This window comes from Hydrogenophaga sp. (assembly GCF_031426985.1).
GTDB lineage: Bacteria > Pseudomonadota > Gammaproteobacteria > Burkholderiales > Burkholderiaceae_C > Hydrogenophaga.
The window spans coordinates 39,117-58,197 of record NZ_JASJOY010000086.1 but is presented as its reverse complement, the minus strand read 5'-3'; the positions used below and the strand labels follow the sequence as shown (position 1 = coordinate 58,197).

At 70.1% G+C, this 19,081-nt stretch carries 18 protein-coding genes and 1 riboswitch; of the genes, 9 read left to right on the top strand and 9 right to left on the bottom strand.

Features of this window, described 5'->3' with window-relative positions; translation table 11 throughout:
* Window positions 1–3: 3 nt before the first annotated feature.
* Window positions 4–342, bottom strand: coding sequence for a P-II family nitrogen regulator (locus tag RMP09_RS11220; RefSeq protein ID WP_310566063.1), 339 nt, complete (start codon window positions 340–342; stop codon window positions 4–6).
* Window positions 343–657: 315 nt separating this feature from the next.
* Between RMP09_RS11220 and RMP09_RS11215 the strand changes: the two genes are divergently transcribed.
* From RMP09_RS11215 to RMP09_RS11205, 3 genes are all read left to right on the top strand, one after another.
* Window positions 658–2,202, top strand: a complete 1,545-nt coding sequence (locus RMP09_RS11215; RefSeq protein ID WP_310566062.1) for a YifB family Mg chelatase-like AAA ATPase — start codon at window positions 658–660, stop codon at window positions 2,200–2,202.
* Between the two features lie 48 nt (window positions 2,203–2,250).
* Window positions 2,251–2,526 (top strand): DUF2164 domain-containing protein, encoded by a 276-nt coding sequence (locus tag RMP09_RS11210; RefSeq protein WP_310566061.1) that lies wholly within the window; start codon window positions 2,251–2,253, stop codon window positions 2,524–2,526.
* A gap of 91 nt (window positions 2,527–2,617) precedes the next feature.
* The gene (locus RMP09_RS11205; RefSeq protein ID WP_310566060.1) at window positions 2,618–3,535 is read left to right on the top strand and encodes a D-hexose-6-phosphate mutarotase; all 918 of its coding nucleotides are present in this window, start codon (window positions 2,618–2,620) and stop codon (window positions 3,533–3,535) included.
* On the opposite strand, the gene RMP09_RS11200 is transcribed toward RMP09_RS11205, so the two are convergent.
* From RMP09_RS11200 to RMP09_RS11180, 5 genes are all read right to left on the bottom strand, one after another.
* On the bottom strand, window positions 3,529–3,741 hold the full coding sequence (locus RMP09_RS11200) for a hypothetical protein (RefSeq protein WP_310566059.1): 213 nt from the start codon (window positions 3,739–3,741) through the stop codon (window positions 3,529–3,531). The two genes, RMP09_RS11205 and RMP09_RS11200, sit on opposite strands and share 7 nt — an antisense overlap.
* Before the next feature lie 676 nt (window positions 3,742–4,417).
* Window positions 4,418–4,915: a glycine zipper 2TM domain-containing protein gene (locus tag RMP09_RS11195; RefSeq protein WP_310566058.1), complete on the bottom strand. Its 498-nt coding sequence runs from the start codon at window positions 4,913–4,915 to the stop codon at window positions 4,418–4,420.
* A gap of 163 nt (window positions 4,916–5,078) precedes the next feature.
* Window positions 5,079–7,817: a methionine synthase gene (gene metH / locus RMP09_RS11190; protein ID WP_310566057.1), complete on the bottom strand. Its 2,739-nt coding sequence runs from the start codon at window positions 7,815–7,817 to the stop codon at window positions 5,079–5,081.
* Between the two features lie 27 nt (window positions 7,818–7,844).
* Window positions 7,845–7,953, bottom strand: a riboswitch (S-adenosyl-L-homocysteine riboswitch).
* A 107-nt stretch (window positions 7,954–8,060) separates the two neighbouring features.
* Window positions 8,061–9,101: an RNA methyltransferase gene (locus RMP09_RS11185; protein WP_310566056.1), complete on the bottom strand. Its 1,041-nt coding sequence runs from the start codon at window positions 9,099–9,101 to the stop codon at window positions 8,061–8,063.
* A 29-nt stretch (window positions 9,102–9,130) separates the two neighbouring features.
* Complete coding sequence (locus RMP09_RS11180) at window positions 9,131–10,036, bottom strand: LysR family transcriptional regulator (protein WP_310566055.1); 906 nt, start codon at window positions 10,034–10,036, stop codon at window positions 9,131–9,133.
* Window positions 10,037–10,122: 86 nt separating this feature from the next.
* Here RMP09_RS11180 and RMP09_RS11175 point away from each other — a divergent pair, with 86 nt between their 5' ends.
* The 3 genes from RMP09_RS11175 to RMP09_RS11165 all read left to right on the top strand — a co-directional run bounded on the left by RMP09_RS11175 (window position 10,123) and on the right by RMP09_RS11165 (window position 12,764).
* Complete coding sequence (locus RMP09_RS11175) at window positions 10,123–10,995, top strand: pirin family protein (protein ID WP_310566054.1); 873 nt, start codon at window positions 10,123–10,125, stop codon at window positions 10,993–10,995.
* Between the two features lie 105 nt (window positions 10,996–11,100).
* A complete protein-coding gene (locus tag RMP09_RS11170) occupies window positions 11,101–11,967 on the top strand; it encodes a pirin family protein (RefSeq protein ID WP_310566053.1) in 867 nt (288 codons plus the stop codon).
* Between the two features lie 170 nt (window positions 11,968–12,137).
* The gene (locus tag RMP09_RS11165) at window positions 12,138–12,764 is read left to right on the top strand and encodes a cyclic nucleotide-binding domain-containing protein (protein WP_310566052.1); all 627 of its coding nucleotides are present in this window, start codon (window positions 12,138–12,140) and stop codon (window positions 12,762–12,764) included.
* 166 nt (window positions 12,765–12,930) lie between these two features.
* On the opposite strand, the gene RMP09_RS11160 is transcribed toward RMP09_RS11165, so the two are convergent.
* Window positions 12,931–13,881 carry a TerC family protein gene (locus RMP09_RS11160; RefSeq protein WP_310566051.1) on the bottom strand — a complete coding sequence of 317 codons (951 nt, stop codon included), beginning with the start codon at window positions 13,879–13,881 and terminating at the stop codon, window positions 12,931–12,933.
* Window positions 13,882–14,232: 351 nt separating this feature from the next.
* On the opposite strand from RMP09_RS11160, the gene RMP09_RS11155 reads away from it, so the two are divergent.
* Window positions 14,233–14,982 (top strand): hypothetical protein, encoded by a 750-nt coding sequence (locus tag RMP09_RS11155; protein WP_310566050.1) that lies wholly within the window; start codon window positions 14,233–14,235, stop codon window positions 14,980–14,982.
* Window positions 14,983–15,003: 21 nt separating this feature from the next.
* On the opposite strand, the gene RMP09_RS11150 is transcribed toward RMP09_RS11155, so the two are convergent.
* The gene (locus tag RMP09_RS11150) at window positions 15,004–15,294 is read right to left on the bottom strand and encodes a hypothetical protein (protein WP_310566049.1); all 291 of its coding nucleotides are present in this window, start codon (window positions 15,292–15,294) and stop codon (window positions 15,004–15,006) included.
* A gap of 176 nt (window positions 15,295–15,470) precedes the next feature.
* Entirely contained in the window at window positions 15,471–16,517 is a 1,047-nt protein-coding gene (locus RMP09_RS11145) for a homocysteine S-methyltransferase family protein (RefSeq protein ID WP_310566048.1), read from the bottom strand.
* Between the two features lie 81 nt (window positions 16,518–16,598).
* Here RMP09_RS11145 and RMP09_RS11140 point away from each other — a divergent pair, with 81 nt between their 5' ends.
* Both RMP09_RS11140 and recQ read left to right on the top strand, forming a co-directional pair.
* The gene (locus RMP09_RS11140) at window positions 16,599–17,018 is read left to right on the top strand and encodes a rhodanese-like domain-containing protein (RefSeq protein WP_310566047.1); all 420 of its coding nucleotides are present in this window, start codon (window positions 16,599–16,601) and stop codon (window positions 17,016–17,018) included.
* Window positions 17,015–18,916: a DNA helicase RecQ gene (recQ, locus tag RMP09_RS11135; protein WP_310566046.1), complete on the top strand. Its 1,902-nt coding sequence runs from the start codon at window positions 17,015–17,017 to the stop codon at window positions 18,914–18,916. Before RMP09_RS11140 ends, recQ begins: the two co-directional genes overlap by 4 nt.
* Window positions 18,917–19,081 lie beyond the last annotated feature (165 nt).

Below are 19,081 nucleotides of genomic sequence, written 5' to 3'. Positions count from 1 at the left end.
GGATCAGAGCGCTTCCTTGCCGGTTTCACCGGTGCGGATGCGAACCACCTGTTCGAGGGAGGTGACGAAGATCTTGCCGTCGCCGATCTTGCCGGTGCGGGCGGCGCCTTCGATGGCTTCGATCACGCGCTCGACCAGGCTGTCATCGACAGCGGCTTCGATCTTGACCTTGGGCAGAAAGTCGACCACGTATTCCGCGCCGCGGTACAGCTCGGTGTGGCCCTTCTGACGGCCGAAGCCTTTGACTTCGGTGACGGTGATGCCTTGCACGCCCATGCCGGAGAGCGCTTCGCGCACCTCGTCCAGCTTGAACGGCTTGATGATGGCGGAGACCATTTTCATGCTGTGTGTCCTCTTCAGATCAGGAGGGTGCCCGGTCCAACCGGCTGACACCACGGGGGTTGATGCAATCGCTTACAGCCCCAAGCAGGGACTGTGCCAACCCCAAAACCGCAGCGGCACCGCCCTGTGGCCAAAACACGGCGCATCCCCCATCGGTGGGGCCGTTCCCGCCGGGGGCTGTGACATCATGGACAGCGTTTGCGCGAGGTCGCCGCCACAGGCGCCCCGCAACGCACCACATAAGTGCACACCAAAACAAGCGGTGCATCCGGGGTCGACCGGCCTGGCGCGCACCGAAACAGGGAGGAATGGGGCATGAGTCTGTCTTTGGTGCACAGCCGTGCGCTGCTGGGGCTGGACGCGCGGCCGGTGCAGGTGGAAGTGCACCTGGCCAACGGCCTGCCCAGCTTCACGCTGGTGGGGCTGGCCGACACGGAAGTGAAAGAGGCGCGCGAGCGCGTGCGCTCGGCCATCGCCAACGCGGGGCTGGAATTTCCCAGCAACAAGCGCATCACCGTCAACCTGGCGCCGGCCGACCTGCCCAAAGACTCGGGCCGGTTCGACCTGCCGATCGCGCTGGGCATCCTGGCCGCCAGCGGCCAGATCGACCCGGCGCGGCTGGACGGCTGGGAATTCGCGGGCGAACTGTCGCTGGGCGGTGAACTGCGCCCGGTGCGCGGCGCCCTGGCCATGAGCCTGGCCCTGCACCAGGGCGGTGGCACTGTGCGGCTGGTGCTGCCGCCCGGCAGCGCCGAAGAAGCGGCGCTGGTGCCGCAGGCGCAGGTGCACCGGGCGCGCCACCTGCTGGACGTGGTGGCGCAGTTTCTGCCCACGCGCGCCGAGGCGGGCGGCGAACCGCCCTCCGACGGCGACGGCTGGGTGCGCCTGGCGCCCACCGAACTGGGCCAGCCAGCCCCGTGCGCCGACCTGGCCGACGTCAAAGGCCAGGCCGCCGCCAAGCGGGCGCTCGAAATCGCCGCGGCCGGTGGCCACAGCCTGCTCATGGTCGGCCCCCCCGGATCGGGCAAGAGCATGCTGGCCCAGCGCTTTGCCGGCCTGCTGCCTCCCATGGACACCACCGAAGCGCTGGAATCGGCCGCGGTGGCGTCGCTGGCCGGGCGCTTCCACCCGGACCGCTGGGGACAGCGCCCGACCTGCGCGCCGCACCACAGCGCCAGCGCCGTGGCCCTGGTGGGCGGTGGCTCGCCCCCGCGGCCGGGCGAAATTTCACTGGCGCACCACGGCGTGCTCTTCCTAGATGAACTCCCGGAATTTCCCCGAGCGGCGCTGGAGGCGCTGCGCGAGCCGCTGGAGAGTGGCCACATCCGCATCTCGCGCGCGGCCATGCAGAGCGAGTTCCCGGCACGCTTCCAGCTGATCGCCGCCATGAACCCCTGCCCCTGCGGCTTCCTGGGCCACCCCAGCCGGGCCTGCCGCGACACGCCCGACCAGATCGCGCGTTACCAGAGCAAGCTCAGCGGCCCGCTGCTCGACCGCATCGACCTGCACGTGGAAGTGCCCGCCCTGCCGCCTGACGACCTGCTGCACGGCGTGGCCGGCGAACCCAGCGGCGCCGTGCGCGAGCGCGTGGTGGCTGCGCGCGACCGCGCCCAGGCGCGCCAGGGCTGCACCAATCAGGCCCTGGCCGGCCAGGCGCTGGACCAGCACGTGGGCGCCGACCAGGCGGCGCTGAAATTCCTCAACACCGCCGCCGCCCGCCTGGGCTGGAGCGCGCGCAGCACCCACCGCGCCCTGCGCGTGGCCCGCACGATTGCCGACCTGGCCGGCTGCGACGCCGTGGGCGTGGGCCATGTGGCCGAGGCGGTGCAGTACCGGCGGGCGCTGCGCCAGGGGCATTGAACGCCCTCGCCTGGCCGATACTGGCCGCCCGCCCCACCCCGACCGACCATGCCCATCGAACTGCCCAAACCCACCCGCGAACAGGCCATCCGCTCCATCGAGCGCTATTTCCGCGAACACATGGACGAGCCCATCGGCAACGTGGCGGCGGGCGGTTTGCTGAATTTTTTCCTGAAAGAAGTCGCCCCCAGCGTCTACAACCGCGCGGTGGTCGATGCCCAGGAGCGTCTGCTGGCGCGCGTGCAGGAGCTGGACATCGAGGTGCACGAGCACGAGTTCGGCCACTGGACGAGCGCCGGACGCGGCGGCCGAACCGCGGGCTGAACCCCATGGCGGTCGGCCACGGCCCGCTCAACGCAACGCAGCGCGGCCAGCGGCTGGATACTGCGACGCCACTTCAACGCACCCCACCACCATGACGCTGACTGCCCTGAACGCCGACCACGCCATGCCCGGGCGACTCGACCTGGTCGAGGGACCGGGAGGCCTGCCCTTCATCCGCGTGCGCAACGACCACGCCCAAGCGCTGGTGTCGGTGCACGGCGGGCAGGTGCTGTCATTCCAGCCCACAGGGGCGGGCGCCGACCTGCTGTTCGTGAGCGAGCAGGCGCTCTTCCAGCCCGGCAAGGCCATCCGGGGTGGTGTGCCGATTTGCTGGCCCTGGTTCGGGCCGGACCCGCAGGGCCAGGGGCGGCCGGCGCACGGCTTCGTGCGCACCCGCCGGTGGGACCTGCGCCAGACCAGCGCCCTGCCCAACGGCGAGACCCAGGTGGTGCTGGGCCTGAACGACACGGCCGACACGCGCGCGCTCTGGCCGCACGCCTTCGACCTGTCGCTGACCCTCACCATCGGCTCCACGCTGCGGCTGGCGCTGACCACGCGCAACACCGGCGACACGGCATTCGAAGTCACGCAGGCGCTGCACAGCTATTTCACGGTGGGTGACATCGCACAGGTGCGCGTGCAGGGGCTGGACGGTTGCGCCTACATCGACAAGGCCGCCGGTGCGGGCGGTGCGGTCCGGTTGCAAAACGGCGACCTGACCGTGACCGCCGAGGTGGACCGCGTCTACACCCACGCGCCGGCGCCGGCGCCGCTGAGCATCGTGGACGGTGCGCTGAAGCGCCGCGTGCGCATCGCCTGCGAAGGCAGCCGCACCGCCGTGGTGTGGAACCCCTGGGCCACCATCGCCGCCGGCATGGCCGACCTGAAGGACGACGCGTACCGGCGCTTCGTCTGCGTGGAAACCGCCAACGCGGCGGACGAGGTGATCACGCTCGCGCCGGGCGCCGCGCACACGCTGGTGGCGCAGATCGCCGCCGGCGCTCACTGATCCATCCGGCGGCGGCTGGCGGCCTCCATCTCGCGAAAGCGCACGCACACCGGATCCCCCGCCACGGCGGGGTTGCGGCAGGCGCGCACGCGACAGAAGTCGCGCGACAGGAAGTTGCTGCTGCCGGCGCAGGTCTGGTCCACCGTCAGTGCCGGCGATGGGGCGGGTGCGGCTGCGGCCGCCGGCACCGCAGCGGCCGCGTTCACGGCGGGTTGCGCCGGGCGCGCCGCTCCGCGCGACGGCGACGGGGCGGATGCCGAAGCCTTGTGCGGACGAGGGGGCTGCACCCGCACGGGCGGAGCCGGCGCCCGCGGCTCGCGTGCCAGAGCGGCCGTGGAGGTCACCGTGCTCGGGGACGCCGGCACCAGGTGCTGTGCAACCACCGCCTGCGGGGGTGACGATGCCGGAACGGGTGGGCGCGCCACCTCGGCCGTGGCGGCCTGTGACACCGGTGACGCCAACACCGTGGCCGCCGGGGTCGGCACGGGCGGGGCGGGCGACGGCGCCCCGGGCTGCACGGCCCACCAGACCGTGGCCAGACCCAAGGCGAGAACGACCAGACCGGCCAGCCCCCGTCGGGGCGACCGGCCGGCCACGGGCGCGACCGCAGGCGGATGCGCTTCCGGCGTCTCGCGCGGCACGCGGCGCTGGGGTCGGTGGGGTGTGGTCGTGCCCGCTGGCGCGCCGGGTTCCGGCGCCGGGCCCAGCCCAGACGGCAGCGGCCGCGCACAGCCGCGGCAATACCGGGCCTTGTCCCTGTTGTCCGTCCCGCAAGCCGCGCAAACCGTCATGCCCCGGGTTCTAGCACCGGGCGGGTGGACCGCGGTGCGGCAACGGATTCGGCGGAAGCGTGCCCTGGACAGGCGGCGCCCCGCCGCCCGCTCAGGGCAGTGCGGTCAGCTGGCCGTCCTGCACCTTGAGCACCTTGCCCGCCGCCCAGGCCGGCTGCGTCTCCTGCTCGAACTGCTGGCTGCTGCCGTCCTTGAGGCGCACCGAGGTGATCCACACCGTCTTGCGCGTCATCCGCTTCTGGATTTCGTTGCCCAGCACGGCGCCGCCCACGGCACCGCCCACGGTGGCGATGGTGTTGCCGGTGCCGCCGCCCACCTGGTTGCCCAGCAGGCCGCCGACCACGGCGCCGCCGACCATGCCGGCCGCACCGCCCTCGCCCTTGCGTTTGATCTTTTTGACGCTTTCGACAATGCCGCAGGTGGCGCAGATTTTCTTCAGCGCCTTGGCGCTGACGGTGGAGGTCGCACTCACCGCGGCGCTCTGGGTGGCGGTCGGCGTGGGCGCGGGTGTGGTGACGGCGGTGGTGGTGGCCGCGACGGCCAGCAGGGTGTGGCCGGCCAACAGGGTGCCGAGGAACAGTGTGCGCATGGAATCTCCTGGATGGTGTGAAACAGGGCGGCGCCCGAGGTCTTCAAACCAGGGCCGCCCTCCGGTCAGCTTAGCGCCGACGCCCCGCCCCCGCCCGACCCGCATGCAGCGCCGTGGCTTCTGTCACAGACCGTGCCCTGCGCGCCACAGCGCTGGCGACCCCTCAAAGGTTGGGGCCGAGCCAGCGCTTGAGCTCGCCGGCGGCCACACCGCTGCGCGCGGCCAGGTCGGCCACCTGGTCTTCGCCGATCTTGCCGACGTTGAAATAGGTGCTCTGCAGGTGCGCGAGGTAGAAGCCACTGACGCTGGCGGCCGGCGTCATGGCCAGGCTCTCGGTGAGCGCCATGCCAATCTCGCCGGCCTGCAGCAGCTCGAACATCTGGCGCTTGACGCTGTGGTCCGGGCAGGCGGGGTAGCCGGGCGCCGGGCGGATGCCCTGGTACTGCTCCTTGATCAGCTCGTCGTTGCCCAGGGCCTCGTCGGCCGCGTAGCCCCACAGGTCCTTGCGCACCCGCGCATGCATGCATTCGGCCAGCGCCTCGGCCAGCCGGTCGGCCAGGGACTTGAACAGGATGGCGTTGTAGTCGTCGTGCGCGGCCAGGAACTGCTGCTCCTTCTTCTCCACCCCCACACCGGCCGTGACGGCGAACAGGCCCACGTAGTCGGCCGTGCCCGCGGGCGCGACGAAATCGGCCAGGCAGCGGCTGGGGCGCATGACACCGTCGATTTCCTGCTTCTCGGTCTGCTGGCGCAGGCCGTGCCAGGTCAGCACCGGCTGCTGGCGGCTCTCGTCGGCGTAGAGCGCGATGTCGTCGTGGTTCACCCGATTCGCCGGGTAGAGGCCGATCACGGCGTTCGCCGTCAGCCAGCGGCCTTCGATGATCTTTTTGAGCATGGCCTGCGCGTCGGCGAACACCTTGGTCGCCTGCTCGCCCACCACCTCGTCACTCAGGATCGCCGGATAAGGCCCGGCCAGATCCCAGGTCTGGAAGAACGGGCCCCAGTCGATGAAGGGCTCCAGCTCGGCCAGGTCGAAGTTCTTGAACACGCGCCGGCCGATGAACTTGGGCGCCACCGGCGGCTGGGCCCCAAAGTCCACCGGCGTGGCGTTGGCGCGCGCCTGCGCCAGCGTCCACATGGGCAGCTGCTTCTTGTTGGCGTGCTGATGGCGCACGCGCTCGTAGTCGGCGTTGAGTTCGGCGATGGTCTGCAGCCGGCCGTCGCCAATGAGGCTCTGCGCCACGCTCACGCTGCGCGAAGCGTCGGGCACGTAGACCACCGGGCCTTCGTAGTGCGGCGCGATCTTCACCGCCGTGTGCACGCGGCTGGTGGTGGCGCCGCCGATCAGCAGCGGGATCTGCTGCTCGCGGAAATGCGGGTCCTTCTGCATCTCGCCGGCCACGTACTGCATCTCTTCCAGGCTGGGCGTGATCAGGCCCGACAGGCCGACGATGTCCGCGCCCTCTTCCTTGGCCTTGGCCAGGATCTCGTGGCAGGGCACCATCACGCCCATGTTCACGACCTCGAAGTTGTTGCACTGGAGCACCACGGTGACGATGTTCTTGCCGATGTCGTGCACGTCGCCCTTGACGGTGGCGATCACGATCTTGCCCTTGGGCTTGACGTCGCCGCCCGAGGCTTCGAGCTGGCGTTTTTCTTCTTCGATGTAGGGCAGCAGGTGGGCCACGGCCTGCTTCATCACGCGCGCGCTTTTCACCACCTGCGGCAGGAACATCTTGCCCTGGCCGAACAGGTCGCCGACCACGTTCATGCCGTCCATCAGCGGCCCTTCGATCACGTGCAGCGGGCGCCCGCCGGTGGCTTTGATCTCCTGCCACATCTCCTCGGTGTCTTCGGTGATGAACTCGTTCATGCCGCGCACCAGGGCGTGGGAGAGGCGCTCGCGGATCGGCAGCGCGCGCCACTCGTTCTTCTTGCTGTCGTCCTTGGCCGCGCCCTTGGCGCTCTCGGCCACTTCCACCAGGCGCTCGCCGGCGTCGGGCCGGCGGTTGAGCACCACGTCCTCCACCCGCTCGCGCAGCGTCGGCTCCAGCTCGTCGTAGACGCCGACCATGCCGGCGTTGACGATGCCCATGTCCATGCCGGCCTGGATCGCGTGGTACAGGAACACGGTGTGGATCGCCTCGCGCACCGGGTCGTTGCCGCGGAAGCTGAACGACACGTTGGACACGCCGCCGCTGACCTTGGCGCCCGGCAGGTGCTGCTTGATCCAGCGGGTGGCGTTGATGAAATCGACCGCGTAGTTGTTGTGCTCTTCGATGCCGGTGGCGATGGCGAAGATGTTGGGGTCGAAGATGATGTCTTCGGGCGGGAAACCCACCTCGTCCACCAGCACGCGGTAGGCGCGTTCGCAGATTTCGATCTTGCGCTCGTAGGTGTCGGCCTGGCCCTTTTCGTCGAAGGCCATCACCACGGCGGCGGCGCCGTAGCGCTTGACCAGCCGCGCCTGGCGCTTGAACTCGTCCAAGCCCTCTTTCATGCTGATCGAGTTGACGACGCCCTTGCCCTGGATGCACTGCAGGCCGGCCTCGATCACGGCCCACTTGGAGCTGTCCACCATCACCGGCACGCGCGCGATGTCGGGCTCGCCAGCGATCAGGTTCAGGAACCGCACCATGGCGGCCTGGCTGTCGAGCATGGCCTCGTCCATGTTGATGTCGATCACCTGCGCGCCGTTCTCGACCTGCTGGCGGGCCACGGCCAGCGCGTCCTCGTAACGCCCCTCCAGGATCATGCGGGCGAAAGCCTTGGACCCCGTGACGTTGGTGCGTTCACCGACGTTGACGAACAGGCTGCCCTCGCCGATACGCAGCGGCTCCAGGCCGGACAACAGCATGGGGGGAGGAACGGACACGGAGGGGGTTTCGGCAACGGCAGACATGGGGCTCACCAGGGTTTTGTGTTCTGAAACTGGTGAGCGCCGTTGGGGCCGGCCGGGGCCGGTGGGGCGTTGACCGCCCGTTGTCTCAAGCCTGACGACCGTCCGGGGAACGGGCGCTGCAGCGCTCCTTGAGAGGCCGCGATTTTAGTCCGCACAGGCCCGGGGACGCACGCCCGGCAGGCTTGCCCACCCTCCCCACGGCTGTTCAAGGCCCGGATGGGCCGGCTCAACGACGCGGCCGCCTCAGGCGGCGACCACCGGAATCACCTTGCGCGCCGGCTTCTCGGCCCGCGCGCGCAGCTGGCCACAGCCGCCGTCCACGTCCTGCCCGGCGGACATGCGCAGCTTGGTCAGGATGTGGCGGCGGTGCAGGCGGCGCGCGATGTCGGCGGCCTTCTCCCAGCTCGGCCGCACATAGGGCATGCCTTCGGTGGTGTTGTACGGAATCAGGTTGAGGATGGCGTACTTGCCGGTGAGCAGGCGCACGATGCCCTCGATCTCGTCGTCGCCGTCGTTGACGCCGTCCAGCAGCGTCCACTGGTACTGGATCGGGTAGCCGGTGGCGCGGGCGTAGGCCTCGCCGGCCTCGACCAGTTCTTCGGGCGAGAGCAGCGGCGCGCGCGGCAGCAGCTCGCGGCGCAGATCGGCTTTGGTGGTGTGCAGCGACAGGGCCAGCGCGGGCTTGACGGCGCCGCGCGGCAGTTCCTCGAACACGCGCGCATCGCCCACGGTGGAGAACACCAGGTTCTTGTGCCCGATGTTGCCGGCCGTGCCCAGCAGCTCGATGGCTTCCATCACGTTGTCCAGGTTGTGCGCGGGCTCGCCCATGCCCATGAAGACCACCTTGCGCACCGGTCGGCGCGTGCGCGCCAGCGCCACCTGCGCCACGATCTCGGCGCTGCCGAGCTGGCGGATCAGCCCCGTGGTGCCGGTCATGCAGAAGCGGCAGCCCACCGCGCAGCCCACCTGGGTGGACACGCACAGGCCGGGCGTGCGGTCGGGCAGCAGCAGCACGCTTTCCACCAGCTGCCCGTCGCCCAGCCGCACCAGCAGGCGTTCAGAACCGTCATCGCCGGGGTGGGCCGAGGCGAGCTGCGCCAGACCGGCCAGCTCGGCTTCGAGCGCCGGCAGCGCGTCGCGCAGCGTGGCCGGCAGGAAGTGCTGAATCTGCCGCTTGCCCGCCGTCTGCGGCAGGGCGTTGCTCCACAGGCGGAGCACGCGGTGTTCGTGTTGGGGCAGGGCGCCGAGCGCGCGCAGGCGCTCGCGCAGGGTCTGGATGCGCATGGGGTCCTGACTGTACCGGGAACCAGCGTTCAGGCGTCGAACAGCGCGCACAGCGCCGGCACCGCCTCGTCGATGAAGTGGCGCAACTTGGGCGGCACGAAGCGCTGCTGCGGGTAGACCAGGTGGACCGGGTCGGTGCGGGCCTGCCAGCCGGGCAGCAGCGGCACCAGCTGCCCCTGGTCGATCTCGCGCTGGCAGACGAAGTCCGGCAGAAGGGCCACGCCCTGGGCCTGCAGCGCCAGCCGCCGCACCAGCCGCATGTCGTTGGCGGCGAAGGCGCTGTTCACCGGCACCGTGACGCTGGTGTGGCCGCGGCTGAGGGTCCATCGCTCGCGCCCCAGGGCGCTGAAGCTCAGGCAGGCGTGGCGCGCCAGGTCGCGCGGGTGGCGCAGGGCCGGCGCTCCGCTCAGGTAGTCGGGGTGGGCAAAGGGCCGCCAGCGCACCTGCCCCACCTGGCGCGCGAAAAGGCTCGAATCGGCCAGCGGGCCCATGCGCAGGGCCAGGTCCAGACCGTGCGCCAGCAGGTCCAGCCGCTCGTCCGAAAACACCAGGTCCAGTGCCACGCCCGGGTGGCGCGCGCGGTAGCCGGTCAGGATGTCAAGCACCGCCGTGTCGCCCATGTCGATCGGGAGCGTCAGGCGCAGCACCCCGCCCGGCTCCTGGCGCCCGGCTTCGAGGTGCGCCTGCGCCTGCAGGATGTCTTCGATGCCGCGCCCGGCCTGGTCGAGGAAGGCCTGCCCGGCCTCGGTCAGGCGCAGGCGCCGCGTGGTGCGCTGCAGCAGGGTCACGCCGAGCCGGATCTCCAGCCGCGCGACCCGCACGCTCAGGGTCGAGGTCGGCATGCCCAGCAGGCGGGCGGCGGCGCTGAAGCCACCGGCCTGCGCCACCCGCACGAACACCAGGGTGTCGTTGAGATCGGGGATCTGATTGTTCATTGGGATGAAAGATGATTTCTCATTTTGCCGTCTTATCAGACAACGGCGGGCTCGGTACAGTGCATGACATTCACAAGGAGATGTCCATGAAATCCGTGTCTTTCATCCAGCGCAACGCCCAGGGCCACTGGGTCGGCGACGGCTTCCCGGTGCGCACCCTGTTCTCGTACAACGACGACCCCAGCGCCTTCTCGCCCTTCCTCATGCTCGACTACGGCGGCCCGGTCACATTCGAGCCGACGACCAAGCGCCGCGGCGTCGGCGCCCACCCGCACCGCGGCTTCGAGACCGTGACCATCGTCTACGACGGCGAGGTGACGCACCGCGACTCCACCGGCGGCGGCGGCACCATCGGCCCCGGCGAAGTGCAGTGGATGACCGCTGCCTCGGGCATCGTGCACGAGGAGTTCCACAGCGAGGCCTACGCCCGCAGCGGGGGCCCCTTCCGCATGGTGCAGCTGTGGGTGAATCTGCCGGCGCGCGACAAGATGGCGCCGGCCGGTTACCAGGGCATCGCGGCGGCGCAGATCCCGACCCAGGCGCTGCGCGACATCCACGGCGAGGCCGCCGGCACGGTGCGACCAATCGCAGGCAGCTTCGACGGCGCCGAGGGACCGGCCCGGACCTTCACGCCGATGCAGGTGTGGGACGTGCAGCTCAAGGCCGGTCACACCGTGACACTGCCGGCCGCCGAGGGCCACACCACGGTGCCGCTGGTCTATCAGGGCCGGGTGAAGACCGCCGACGGCCAGGAAGCCGGCGACGCGGAAATGATCGTCTACGAACGCGCGGGCGAAGGCGTGCAGCTGACCGCGCTGGCCGACACCACGCTGCTGTGGCTCAGCGGCGAACCGATCGACGAGCCGGTGGTCGGCTACGGCCCGTTCGTGATGAACACGCAGCAGGAGATCCAGCAGGCCTTCGTCGACTACCAGGGCGGCAGGATGGGCGCACTGTGAATCCCCCCGCGCCGCCGGTGGCGTCACCCCCCAGGGGGCGCACCTGGCGGCCCGGCAAAGCCGGTTCCGCGGGTGCCTGGCCCGATTCACCTCAAGGAGATGCCCATGTTTGAAATGACGATCAACCCCCGCGCGGCCGACCTGGGCCACGGTCTGATGGTGCGGCGGGTGCTGCCGTTCGCGAAGCGCCGCCATGTCGGCCCCTTCGTGTTTTTCGACCACGCCGGCCCGGTGCCACTGCCACCGCAGTACGACCGCGCCGCCGACGTGCGGCCGCACCCGCACATCGGCCTGTCCACGGTGAGCTACCTGCTCAGCGGCCAGATCACCCACCGCGACAGCCTGGGCACGCTGCAGCAGATCCGGCCCGGCGAGGTCAACTGGATGACCGCCGGGCGCGGCATCTCGCACAGCGAGCGCTTCAGCCACCCCGACTCCTACGCCGATGGTGGGCTGGAGCTGATGCAGTTCTGGGTCGCGCTGCCGGCGGCCGACGAAGAGTGTGAACCGGCCTTCACCCATTACCCGAAAACCCAGCTGCCCGAGCGCACGCAGGACGGCAGCTGGCTGCGGCTGATCGCGGGCAGCGCCTACGGCCTCACCAGCCCGGTGCGCACCCACTCGCCGCTGTTCGCGCTGCACGCCACACTGCAGCCCGGCGCCACGCTGGCCCTGCCCGGCGGCCACGCCGAGCAGGCGGTGTACGTGGCGCGCGGCGCCGTGACGCACGGCGACACCACGGCCGAACCCGGTCAGCTGCTGGTGTTCACCGGCGAGGGGGACGCCATCACAGCGGGCGCCGACGGCGCCACGCTCATGCTCTTCGGCGGCCAGCCGCTGGGCGAGCGCCACATGTTCTGGAACTTCGTGTCCTCGCGCAAAGAACGCGTCGAACAGGCCAAGGCCGACTGGCGCGCAGGCCGCTTTGCGCTGCCACCGGACGACCACGACGAGTGGATCCCGCTGCCCTGAGCCCGCCACCCCGCCGGTGAGCAGCCCGGCGCGAGCGAACAGGGGCTGCCCCAGTGCCACGAACAGCGCGCCGGCCAGCCTGGTGTGCGAGAGGCGGGCCGTGCGCGGTGGCGATGGCGATGGCGGTGCATTCGGTCACACCGCGGGTCCAGGCACGGCACAATGCCGGCATGTCTCTGTTCGACAAGCTCTTCGGCGCCTCTGCAGCGGCCGACACCCCCGAATCACGCTTGCCGGCCGAGCGCCAGGCCGAGGTCGATGCGTCTTCCAGCGCCCACGAAGCCGCGCACCTGCTGCGCGCGCCCACCGCGCTGATGCAACTGAGCGAAGCCGAAGCCTTGACGGTGGTCGGTTTCATGCGGCCGCACCGCTACAAGGCGGGCGCCACCGTCATCCGCCAGGGCGAGGCCGACGACACCGGCTTCATGGCGCTGGTGCTCAGCGGCGAGATCACGGTGGAGCGGCTGCAGCCCAGCCGCACCGCCCCGGTCACGCTCAGCGTGCTGGGCCCGGGCAGCCTGATCGGCGAGATGTCGCTGGTCGATGGCGAGGCGCGCTCGGCCAGCTGCACCGCCAGCACCGACGTGGCCTGTGCCGTGCTCACGCGCGAAGCGCTGGAGGCCCTGATCGCCGAACAGCCGGCCACCGCCGCCAAGCTGATGACCGCCGTGGCCAGCCGCCTGGCCGAACGCTTGCGGGAAAACGGGCAGAAGCTGCAGGTGTACGCGCGCCTGGTGCAGACGCTGCAGCAGGAGATCGACGTGCTGCTGCCCACGCCGGACAGGCGGCGAAGCTAGCCCCCACGCTCCGCCGCTGCGCGGGTCGCTGCCCCCCGCGGGGGCTGGGCCTGCCTTGGGGCGGCCCGGCGGCTGACCCGTGAGCCCCCACGCTCCGCCGCTGCGCAAAACAAAGGCCCGGTCACCCGTGCGGGGCCGGGCCGAGCCACAGACAAGGCCTCCCGGCTCAGGTGTTGGGCGCGGTCTTGGCGCTCCAGAGCATGGTGATGGCCAGGATGCCCAGCACCACGCCCAGCGACACGGCGACCGGGATCTTGAAGATGTCGATCAGCACCATCTTGGAGCCGATGAAGACCAGGATCACGGCCAGGCCGTAGTTCAGCAGGTGGAAGCGGCTGGCCGCGGCCTGCAGCAGGAAGAACATGGCGCGCAGGCCCAGGATGGCGAACACGTTGCTGGTGAGCACGATGAACGGGTCGCTGGTGATGGCGAAGATGGCCGGGATCGAGTCCACCGCAAAGATCACATCCGTCAGCGCCACCATGGCGATCACCATCATCAGCGGCGTGGCGATGCGCTTGCCGTTCTCCAGCGTCCAGAACTTCTCGCCGTCGTAGTCCTTGCTCACCGGCAGCAGCTTGCGCAGCAGCTTGAGCGCCGGGTTGTCGTTCAGGTCGGGCTCCTGGCCGGCGGCCCACCACATCTTCACGCCGGTCAGGATCAGGAACGCACCGAAGACGTACAAGATCCAGTGGAATTCCGCCAGCAGCCAGCCGCCCACCAGGATCATGCCGGTGCGCAGCACGATGGCGCCCAGGATGCCGATCATCAGCACCCGTTTCTGGAACGCCGGCGGCACCGCGAAGTAGGTGAAGATCAGCAGGAAGACAAAGATGTTGTCCACCGCCAGGCTCTTCTCGATCAGGTAGCCGGTCAGGAACTCCAGCGACTTTTCATTCGCCAGCGCCACGGACCCGGTCGAGTCTTTCACCGCCCACCACAGCAGGCCGTTGAAGAGAAAGCTCACGCCGATCCAGGCCAGCGACCAGTTCAGCGCCTCCTTGACGCCCACGGCGTGGGCGCCCTGCTTCTTGAGCACGACAAAATCGACAAACAGGGCCGCGAGCACGAAGGCGACGAAGACGCCCCAGAGCCACAGGGGTGCGATGGTTTCCATGGATGACAGGACCTTTTCTTGAGGACGGTGTTGACGAACAAACACCCTCCAAGGTCTGGCCGGAACCGGGCGGGGCGCCCGGTTCGGGACATCCGGCGGCCCTTCGCTGAAGGCCGCGTACTGACGGATGCCCCACCCGCGACAGGCCGGGCTTTGCGTCCGGTGGCGGGCTGGTTACTCCCCTTGATGGGAGCCGCGATTGTGCGGGCCGCACCGCCAGCCCCACAGCGGGAAAGATCTTCCGTTTTTTTCTGAACATTGACAAACAATCTTCAGACTGGCATACCGGCAACCCGGGCGCCCCGCCACCGCCGCGGCCGGGTGCGCCCCGTTCAGGGCAAGATCACCCCCATGTCCTCGCCCCTGCGCCCCCTGGTCACCCTGTGCGCCGCCCTCTGCTGGTGCCTGAACGCCGGCGCGGCCGGTCGTGACGAGGGTGCGCCCGGCGCCGGCCCCGACAGCGCCGAGGGCTTCTGGGTCGCCACCCAGCCCAGCGGCATCCACGTCAAATGGGCCATCCTGGACGGCGGCGAAACCTGGGGCATCTACGAAGCCCAGGGCACGATCCTGGGCGCATTCCACGGCAGCACCTCGTCGGGCAACGGCGCGCTGCATGGCAGCGGCCGGGCGTTTGACATTCCGTCGAACACTGTGGGTGCCAGCCACCACACCGGCAGCTACATCGCCCGCCAGGCGATCACCCTCACCACCGCTTTCGGCGCCCAGGTCAGCGGCCGCTATGCGCCCGGCTACGACCGGCCCGCCCGCCTGACCGACCTGCAGGGCCGCTACGCCGGCGACGCTCTGGGCAGCCGCGGCCCGGTGATCGGCATGGCGCTGCACGTGGCCGGCGACGGCACCTTCGTCATGACCTCGCCCGAGGGCTGCGCCGCCAGCGGCACCGCCCTCCCGCGCCCGGGCGGCAAGGCGGTGTTCAACGTGCGCCTGCGCTTTGCCGGCCGCGCCTGCGCCCTGGGCGACGGCGCCACCGCCAGCGGCATCGCCCACGTCAGCACCGCCAGTGGCGAGCTGTTCGTGCTGGCGATGAACGAGGCGAAGACGGACGGGTGGCTGTACCTGGGCAGTCGGGCCGCCGACTGAGCACACGCCGCCGGTGGCGCGTCAGCGGACGATCTTGCGTTCGACGGCCGACACCACCCCGGCGCGCAGGGTGACGACGGTGAGCGTCTGCGGGTCCCGCGGATGGGGGAAATAGGCCCAGGTCTTTTCTTCTGGCTGTCCACGCACAGTCCGGACGAAGGCTTCGTGGTCGGGCTTGCCCACGCGCAGCAGCACCTCGCCCTCGTGCATGCCCTGGCGGATGAAACCACGCTCGCGCGCGTCCGCCGCCGCCGCGACCGTGCACACCACCGCGCACATACCCGCCACCCACAGCGCCTGTTTGAATCGCATGTCCGTCCCCTGTTCGTGCCGCACCCCGATCGCCGGATGCCCGCCACATTCTGCGGCGCGGGCCGGGGTGGGACAAGTGCCGTCCGTGCGCCCAAAAGGGGCTCCGGGCAGCGGCACCGATGGCCATGGCCGTCCGCGTCCGCCAGGTCACCGGCGGGGCCGGCCCCCGTCCTGCCTCAGGCCGGTTCTGCGTAGAACACCTGGCGCCCCACCGCCCGCGGCGCCTGCCTCGCCACCGCGTCGTGGATGGCCCCGATGTGCTGCGGCGTAGTCCCGCAGCAGCCGCCCACGATATTGACCAGCCCCTCAGCCGCGAACTCGCGCAGCAGGCGGCTGGTCACGTCCGGCGTCTCGTCGAAGCCGGTGTCGCTCATGGGGTTGGGCAGGCCGGCGTTGGGGTAGCAGCTGATGAAGGTGTCGCCCGCGACCTTGGCCAGTTCCTGGATGTAGGGGCGCATCAGCGTGGCGCCCAGCGCGCAGTTCAGGCCCACGGCCAGCGGCTGGATGTGGCGCACGCTGGCCCAGAAGGCGGTGACGGTCTGGCCGCTGAGGATGCGGCCGGACGCGTCGGTCACGGTGCCGCTGATGATGACGGGCAGGCGCTCGCCGCTTTTCTCGAAATACTCGTCGATGGCGAACAGCGCGGCCTTGGCGTTGAGCGTGTCGAAGATGGTCTCGACCAGCAGCACGTCGGCCCCGCCTTCGACCAGCGCTTCGGTCTGTTCGTAGTAGGCCGCGCGCAGCTGCTCGAAGGAGACGTTGCGGGCGCCGGCGTCGTTCACATCGGGGCTGATGCTGGCGGTCTTGGGCGTCGGGCCCAGGGCGCCGGCCACGAAGCGCGGCTTGTCGGGCGTGCTGTACTTGTCGCAGGCTTCGCGTGCCAGCCGGGCCGAGGCCAGGTTCATCTCGCGCGCCAGGGAGGCCATGTCGTAGTCTTCCTGCGCGATGGTCGTGGCGCCGAAGGTGTTGGTCTCGATCAGGTCGGCGCCGGCGGCGAGGTAGCCCTCGTGGATGTCGCGGATCACGTCGGGGCGGGTCAGGCTCAGCAGCTCGTTGTTGCCTTTGACGTCCTTGTGGAAGTCTTTGAAGCGTTCGCCGCGGTACTGCGCTTCGCCCAGCTTGAAGCGCTGGATCATGGTGCCCATGGCGCCGTCGAGGATGGCGATGCGGTGCTTCAGGATCTCGGGCAGCGCCTGGGCGCGGGTGTAGACGGGCGTGTTCATCCCGCGATTGTAGAAAGGCCCCCGCCGGCCCGTGGCGGCGGCCACCGAACGCCCCGGACGCATCCCCGACAATACGGCCCCATGAAACACCTGCTCCCGACCGAAGCCTGGGCCTGGCTGCAAGACCAGACCGCGCAACGCGCCGCCCAGGGCCTGGAGCCCCCGCTGTTCGTGGACGTGCGCATGGAGATCGAGTCGCTCTACGTCGGCCGTCCACCGGGCGTGGTGCACATCGCCTGGTACGAATACCCGGACCTGACGGCCAACCCGCAGGCCTTCGCCAGCGCGGTGGCGGCCGAAGCCGGCGACAAGGCCCGCCCGGTGCTGCTGATCTGCCGCAGCGGCAAGCGCACGCTGGACGCGGGCACCGCGTTGCGCGCCGCCGGCTTTGCCGAGGTGGCGCACGTGGTGCACGGCTTCGAGGGCGACCTGAACGACGACTTCAAGCGCAGCAGCCTCAACGGCTGGCGCCACGACGGCCTGCCCTGGGAACAGATGTGATCGACATTTCGTCCGAAGGCGAAACGCTGGAAGCCTGCGCCGCCGTCTTGCAGGAGGTGTTCGGCTACGAGGCCTTCCGCGGCCCGCAGGCCGGCATCGTCACGCATGTGAGCGAGGGCGGCGACGCCCTGGTGCTCATGCCCACCGGCGGCGGCAAATCGCTGTGTTACCAGATCCCGGCCATCGTGCGCCAGCGCGCGGGGCATGGCGTGGGCATCGTGGTCTCGCCGCTGATCGCGCTGATGCACGACCAGGTAGGCGCCCTGCTCGAAGCCGGCGTGGACGCCGCGTTCCTGAACTCCAGCCTCACGCCCGACGAGGCGCAGCAGATCGAGCGCCGCCTGCTCAAGGGCGAGATCACCATGCTCTACGCGGCGCCGGAGCGGCTGACCACGCCGCGCTTCCTGGCCCTGCTCGATTCGCTGCACGAACGCGGCCTGCTGTCGCTCTTTGCGATCGACGAGGCGCACTGCGTGAGCCAGTGGGGCCACGACTTCCGGCCCGAGTACCGCGCCCTGGTGGTGCTGCACCAGCGCTACGCCAGCGTGCCGCGCATCGCGCTGACGGCCACCGCCGACGACCTGACGCGCGAAGACATCGTGACGCACCTGCAGCTGCAGGACGCGCAGCGCTTCGTCAGCAGCTTCGACCGGCCCAACATCCGTTACACCATCGTCGAGAAGAAGGACGGCACGCAGCAGCTGCTGCGCTTCATCCGCGACGAGCACATGAGCGCCCAGGGCCACGACGCCGGCATCGTCTACTGCCAGTCGCGCAAGCGGGTGGAAGAAGTCGCCGCCCTGCTGGTGGACCACGGCCTGAACGCCCTGCCGTACCACGCGGGGCTGGATTCGGCGCTGCGGCAGAAACACCAGGACCGCTTCCTGCGCGAAGAGGGCCTGATCATGGTCGCCACCATCGCCTTCGGCATGGGCATCGACAAACCGGACGTGCGCTTTGTCGCCCACCTGGACATGCCCAAGAACATCGAGGGCTACTACCAGGAGACCGGCCGCGCCGGCCGCGACGGCGAAGCGGCCGACGCCTGGATGGTCTACGGCCTGCAGGACGTGGTGAACCAGCGCCGCATGATCGACGAGAGCCCGGCGGCCGATGAGTTCAAGCAGGTGCTGCGCGGCAAGCTGGACGCGTTGCTGGGCCTGGCCGAGGCCAGCGACTGCCGGCGCGTGCGCCTGCTCAGCTACTTCGGCGAGGCCAGCCAGCCCTGCGGGAATTGCGACAACTGCCTGCACCCGCCGGAACTGCACGACGGCACAGAAGCCGCGCGCAAGATGCTCTCGTGCATCTACCGCGTGCAGCAGGCCAGCGGCACCGCCTTCGGCGCCGGCCACCTGATGGACATCCTGCGCGGCAAGGCGACCGACAAGGTCACGCAGTACGGCCACGACAAGCTCAGCACCTTCGGCATCGGCTCGGACCTGTCGGAAACGCAGTGGCGCGCGCTGCTGCGCCAGCTGATCGCGCGCGAGGCGGTGCGGGTGGACGACGCGCCCTACAACACCCTGCACCTGACCGACGGCGCCCGCCCCATCCTCAAGGGCGAGACCCAGGTCTGGCTGCGCCAGGTGAGCGAGGGCAAGGCCGGCCGCGGCACCCGCAGCGGCCGCAAGTCCACGCGCGACGCGGTGGCGCCCGACGGCCAGCCGCTGCCGCTGGCCGGGCGCGAATGCCTGGAGGCGCTCAAGGCCTGGCGCGCCGAGGTGGCGCGCGAGCACAACCTGCCGGCCTTCGTGATCTTCCACGACGCGACGCTGCGCGCCATCGCGGCCCAATTGCCGCAGTCGATGGCCGATCTGGACGGGATTTCCGGCATCGGCCAGAAGAAGCGCGAGGCCTACGGCGCCGAGGTGCTGCGGGTCGTGAGTGCTTTCGTTTGATCGACCCACCGCCCGCACCGCCGGCGGCGAACACCTCCGTCTGATCCCCGAAAATCTTGATAACCGCTCGTCGGGGCGGGTGCATTTTTTCCCGAATTCCTACTTTAGGCCCCTGGGGGAGCGCCGAAGTGATGGGGGAAGCTGGCAAAGGCCGTGCCCGCGCCC

Coding starts and splice junctions, on each gene's coding strand:
- RMP09_RS11140 (WP_310566047.1), top strand. CDS start 16,599: ATGAAACACCTGCTCCCGACCGAAGCCTGGGCCTGGCTGCAAGACCAG.
- RMP09_RS11195 (WP_310566058.1), bottom strand. CDS start 4,915: ATGCGCACACTGTTCCTCGGCACCCTGTTGGCCGGCCACACCCTGCTG.
- RMP09_RS11150 (WP_310566049.1), bottom strand. CDS start 15,294: ATGCGATTCAAACAGGCGCTGTGGGTGGCGGGTATGTGCGCGGTGGTG.
- RMP09_RS11145 (WP_310566048.1), bottom strand. CDS start 16,517: ATGAACACGCCCGTCTACACCCGCGCCCAGGCGCTGCCCGAGATCCTG.
- RMP09_RS11220 (WP_310566063.1), bottom strand. CDS start 342: ATGAAAATGGTCTCCGCCATCATCAAGCCGTTCAAGCTGGACGAGGTG.
- RMP09_RS11175 (WP_310566054.1), top strand. CDS start 10,123: ATGAAATCCGTGTCTTTCATCCAGCGCAACGCCCAGGGCCACTGGGTC.
- RMP09_RS11205 (WP_310566060.1), top strand. CDS start 2,618: ATGACGCTGACTGCCCTGAACGCCGACCACGCCATGCCCGGGCGACTC.
- RMP09_RS11165 (WP_310566052.1), top strand. CDS start 12,138: ATGTCTCTGTTCGACAAGCTCTTCGGCGCCTCTGCAGCGGCCGACACC.
- RMP09_RS11170 (WP_310566053.1), top strand. CDS start 11,101: ATGTTTGAAATGACGATCAACCCCCGCGCGGCCGACCTGGGCCACGGT.
- RMP09_RS11180 (WP_310566055.1), bottom strand. CDS start 10,036: ATGAACAATCAGATCCCCGATCTCAACGACACCCTGGTGTTCGTGCGG.
- metH (WP_310566057.1), bottom strand. CDS start 7,817: ATGTCTGCCGTTGCCGAAACCCCCTCCGTGTCCGTTCCTCCCCCCATG.
- RMP09_RS11215 (WP_310566062.1), top strand. CDS start 658: ATGAGTCTGTCTTTGGTGCACAGCCGTGCGCTGCTGGGGCTGGACGCG.
- RMP09_RS11155 (WP_310566050.1), top strand. CDS start 14,233: ATGTCCTCGCCCCTGCGCCCCCTGGTCACCCTGTGCGCCGCCCTCTGC.
- RMP09_RS11210 (WP_310566061.1), top strand. CDS start 2,251: ATGCCCATCGAACTGCCCAAACCCACCCGCGAACAGGCCATCCGCTCC.
- RMP09_RS11160 (WP_310566051.1), bottom strand. CDS start 13,881: ATGGAAACCATCGCACCCCTGTGGCTCTGGGGCGTCTTCGTCGCCTTC.
- RMP09_RS11185 (WP_310566056.1), bottom strand. CDS start 9,101: ATGCGCATCCAGACCCTGCGCGAGCGCCTGCGCGCGCTCGGCGCCCTG.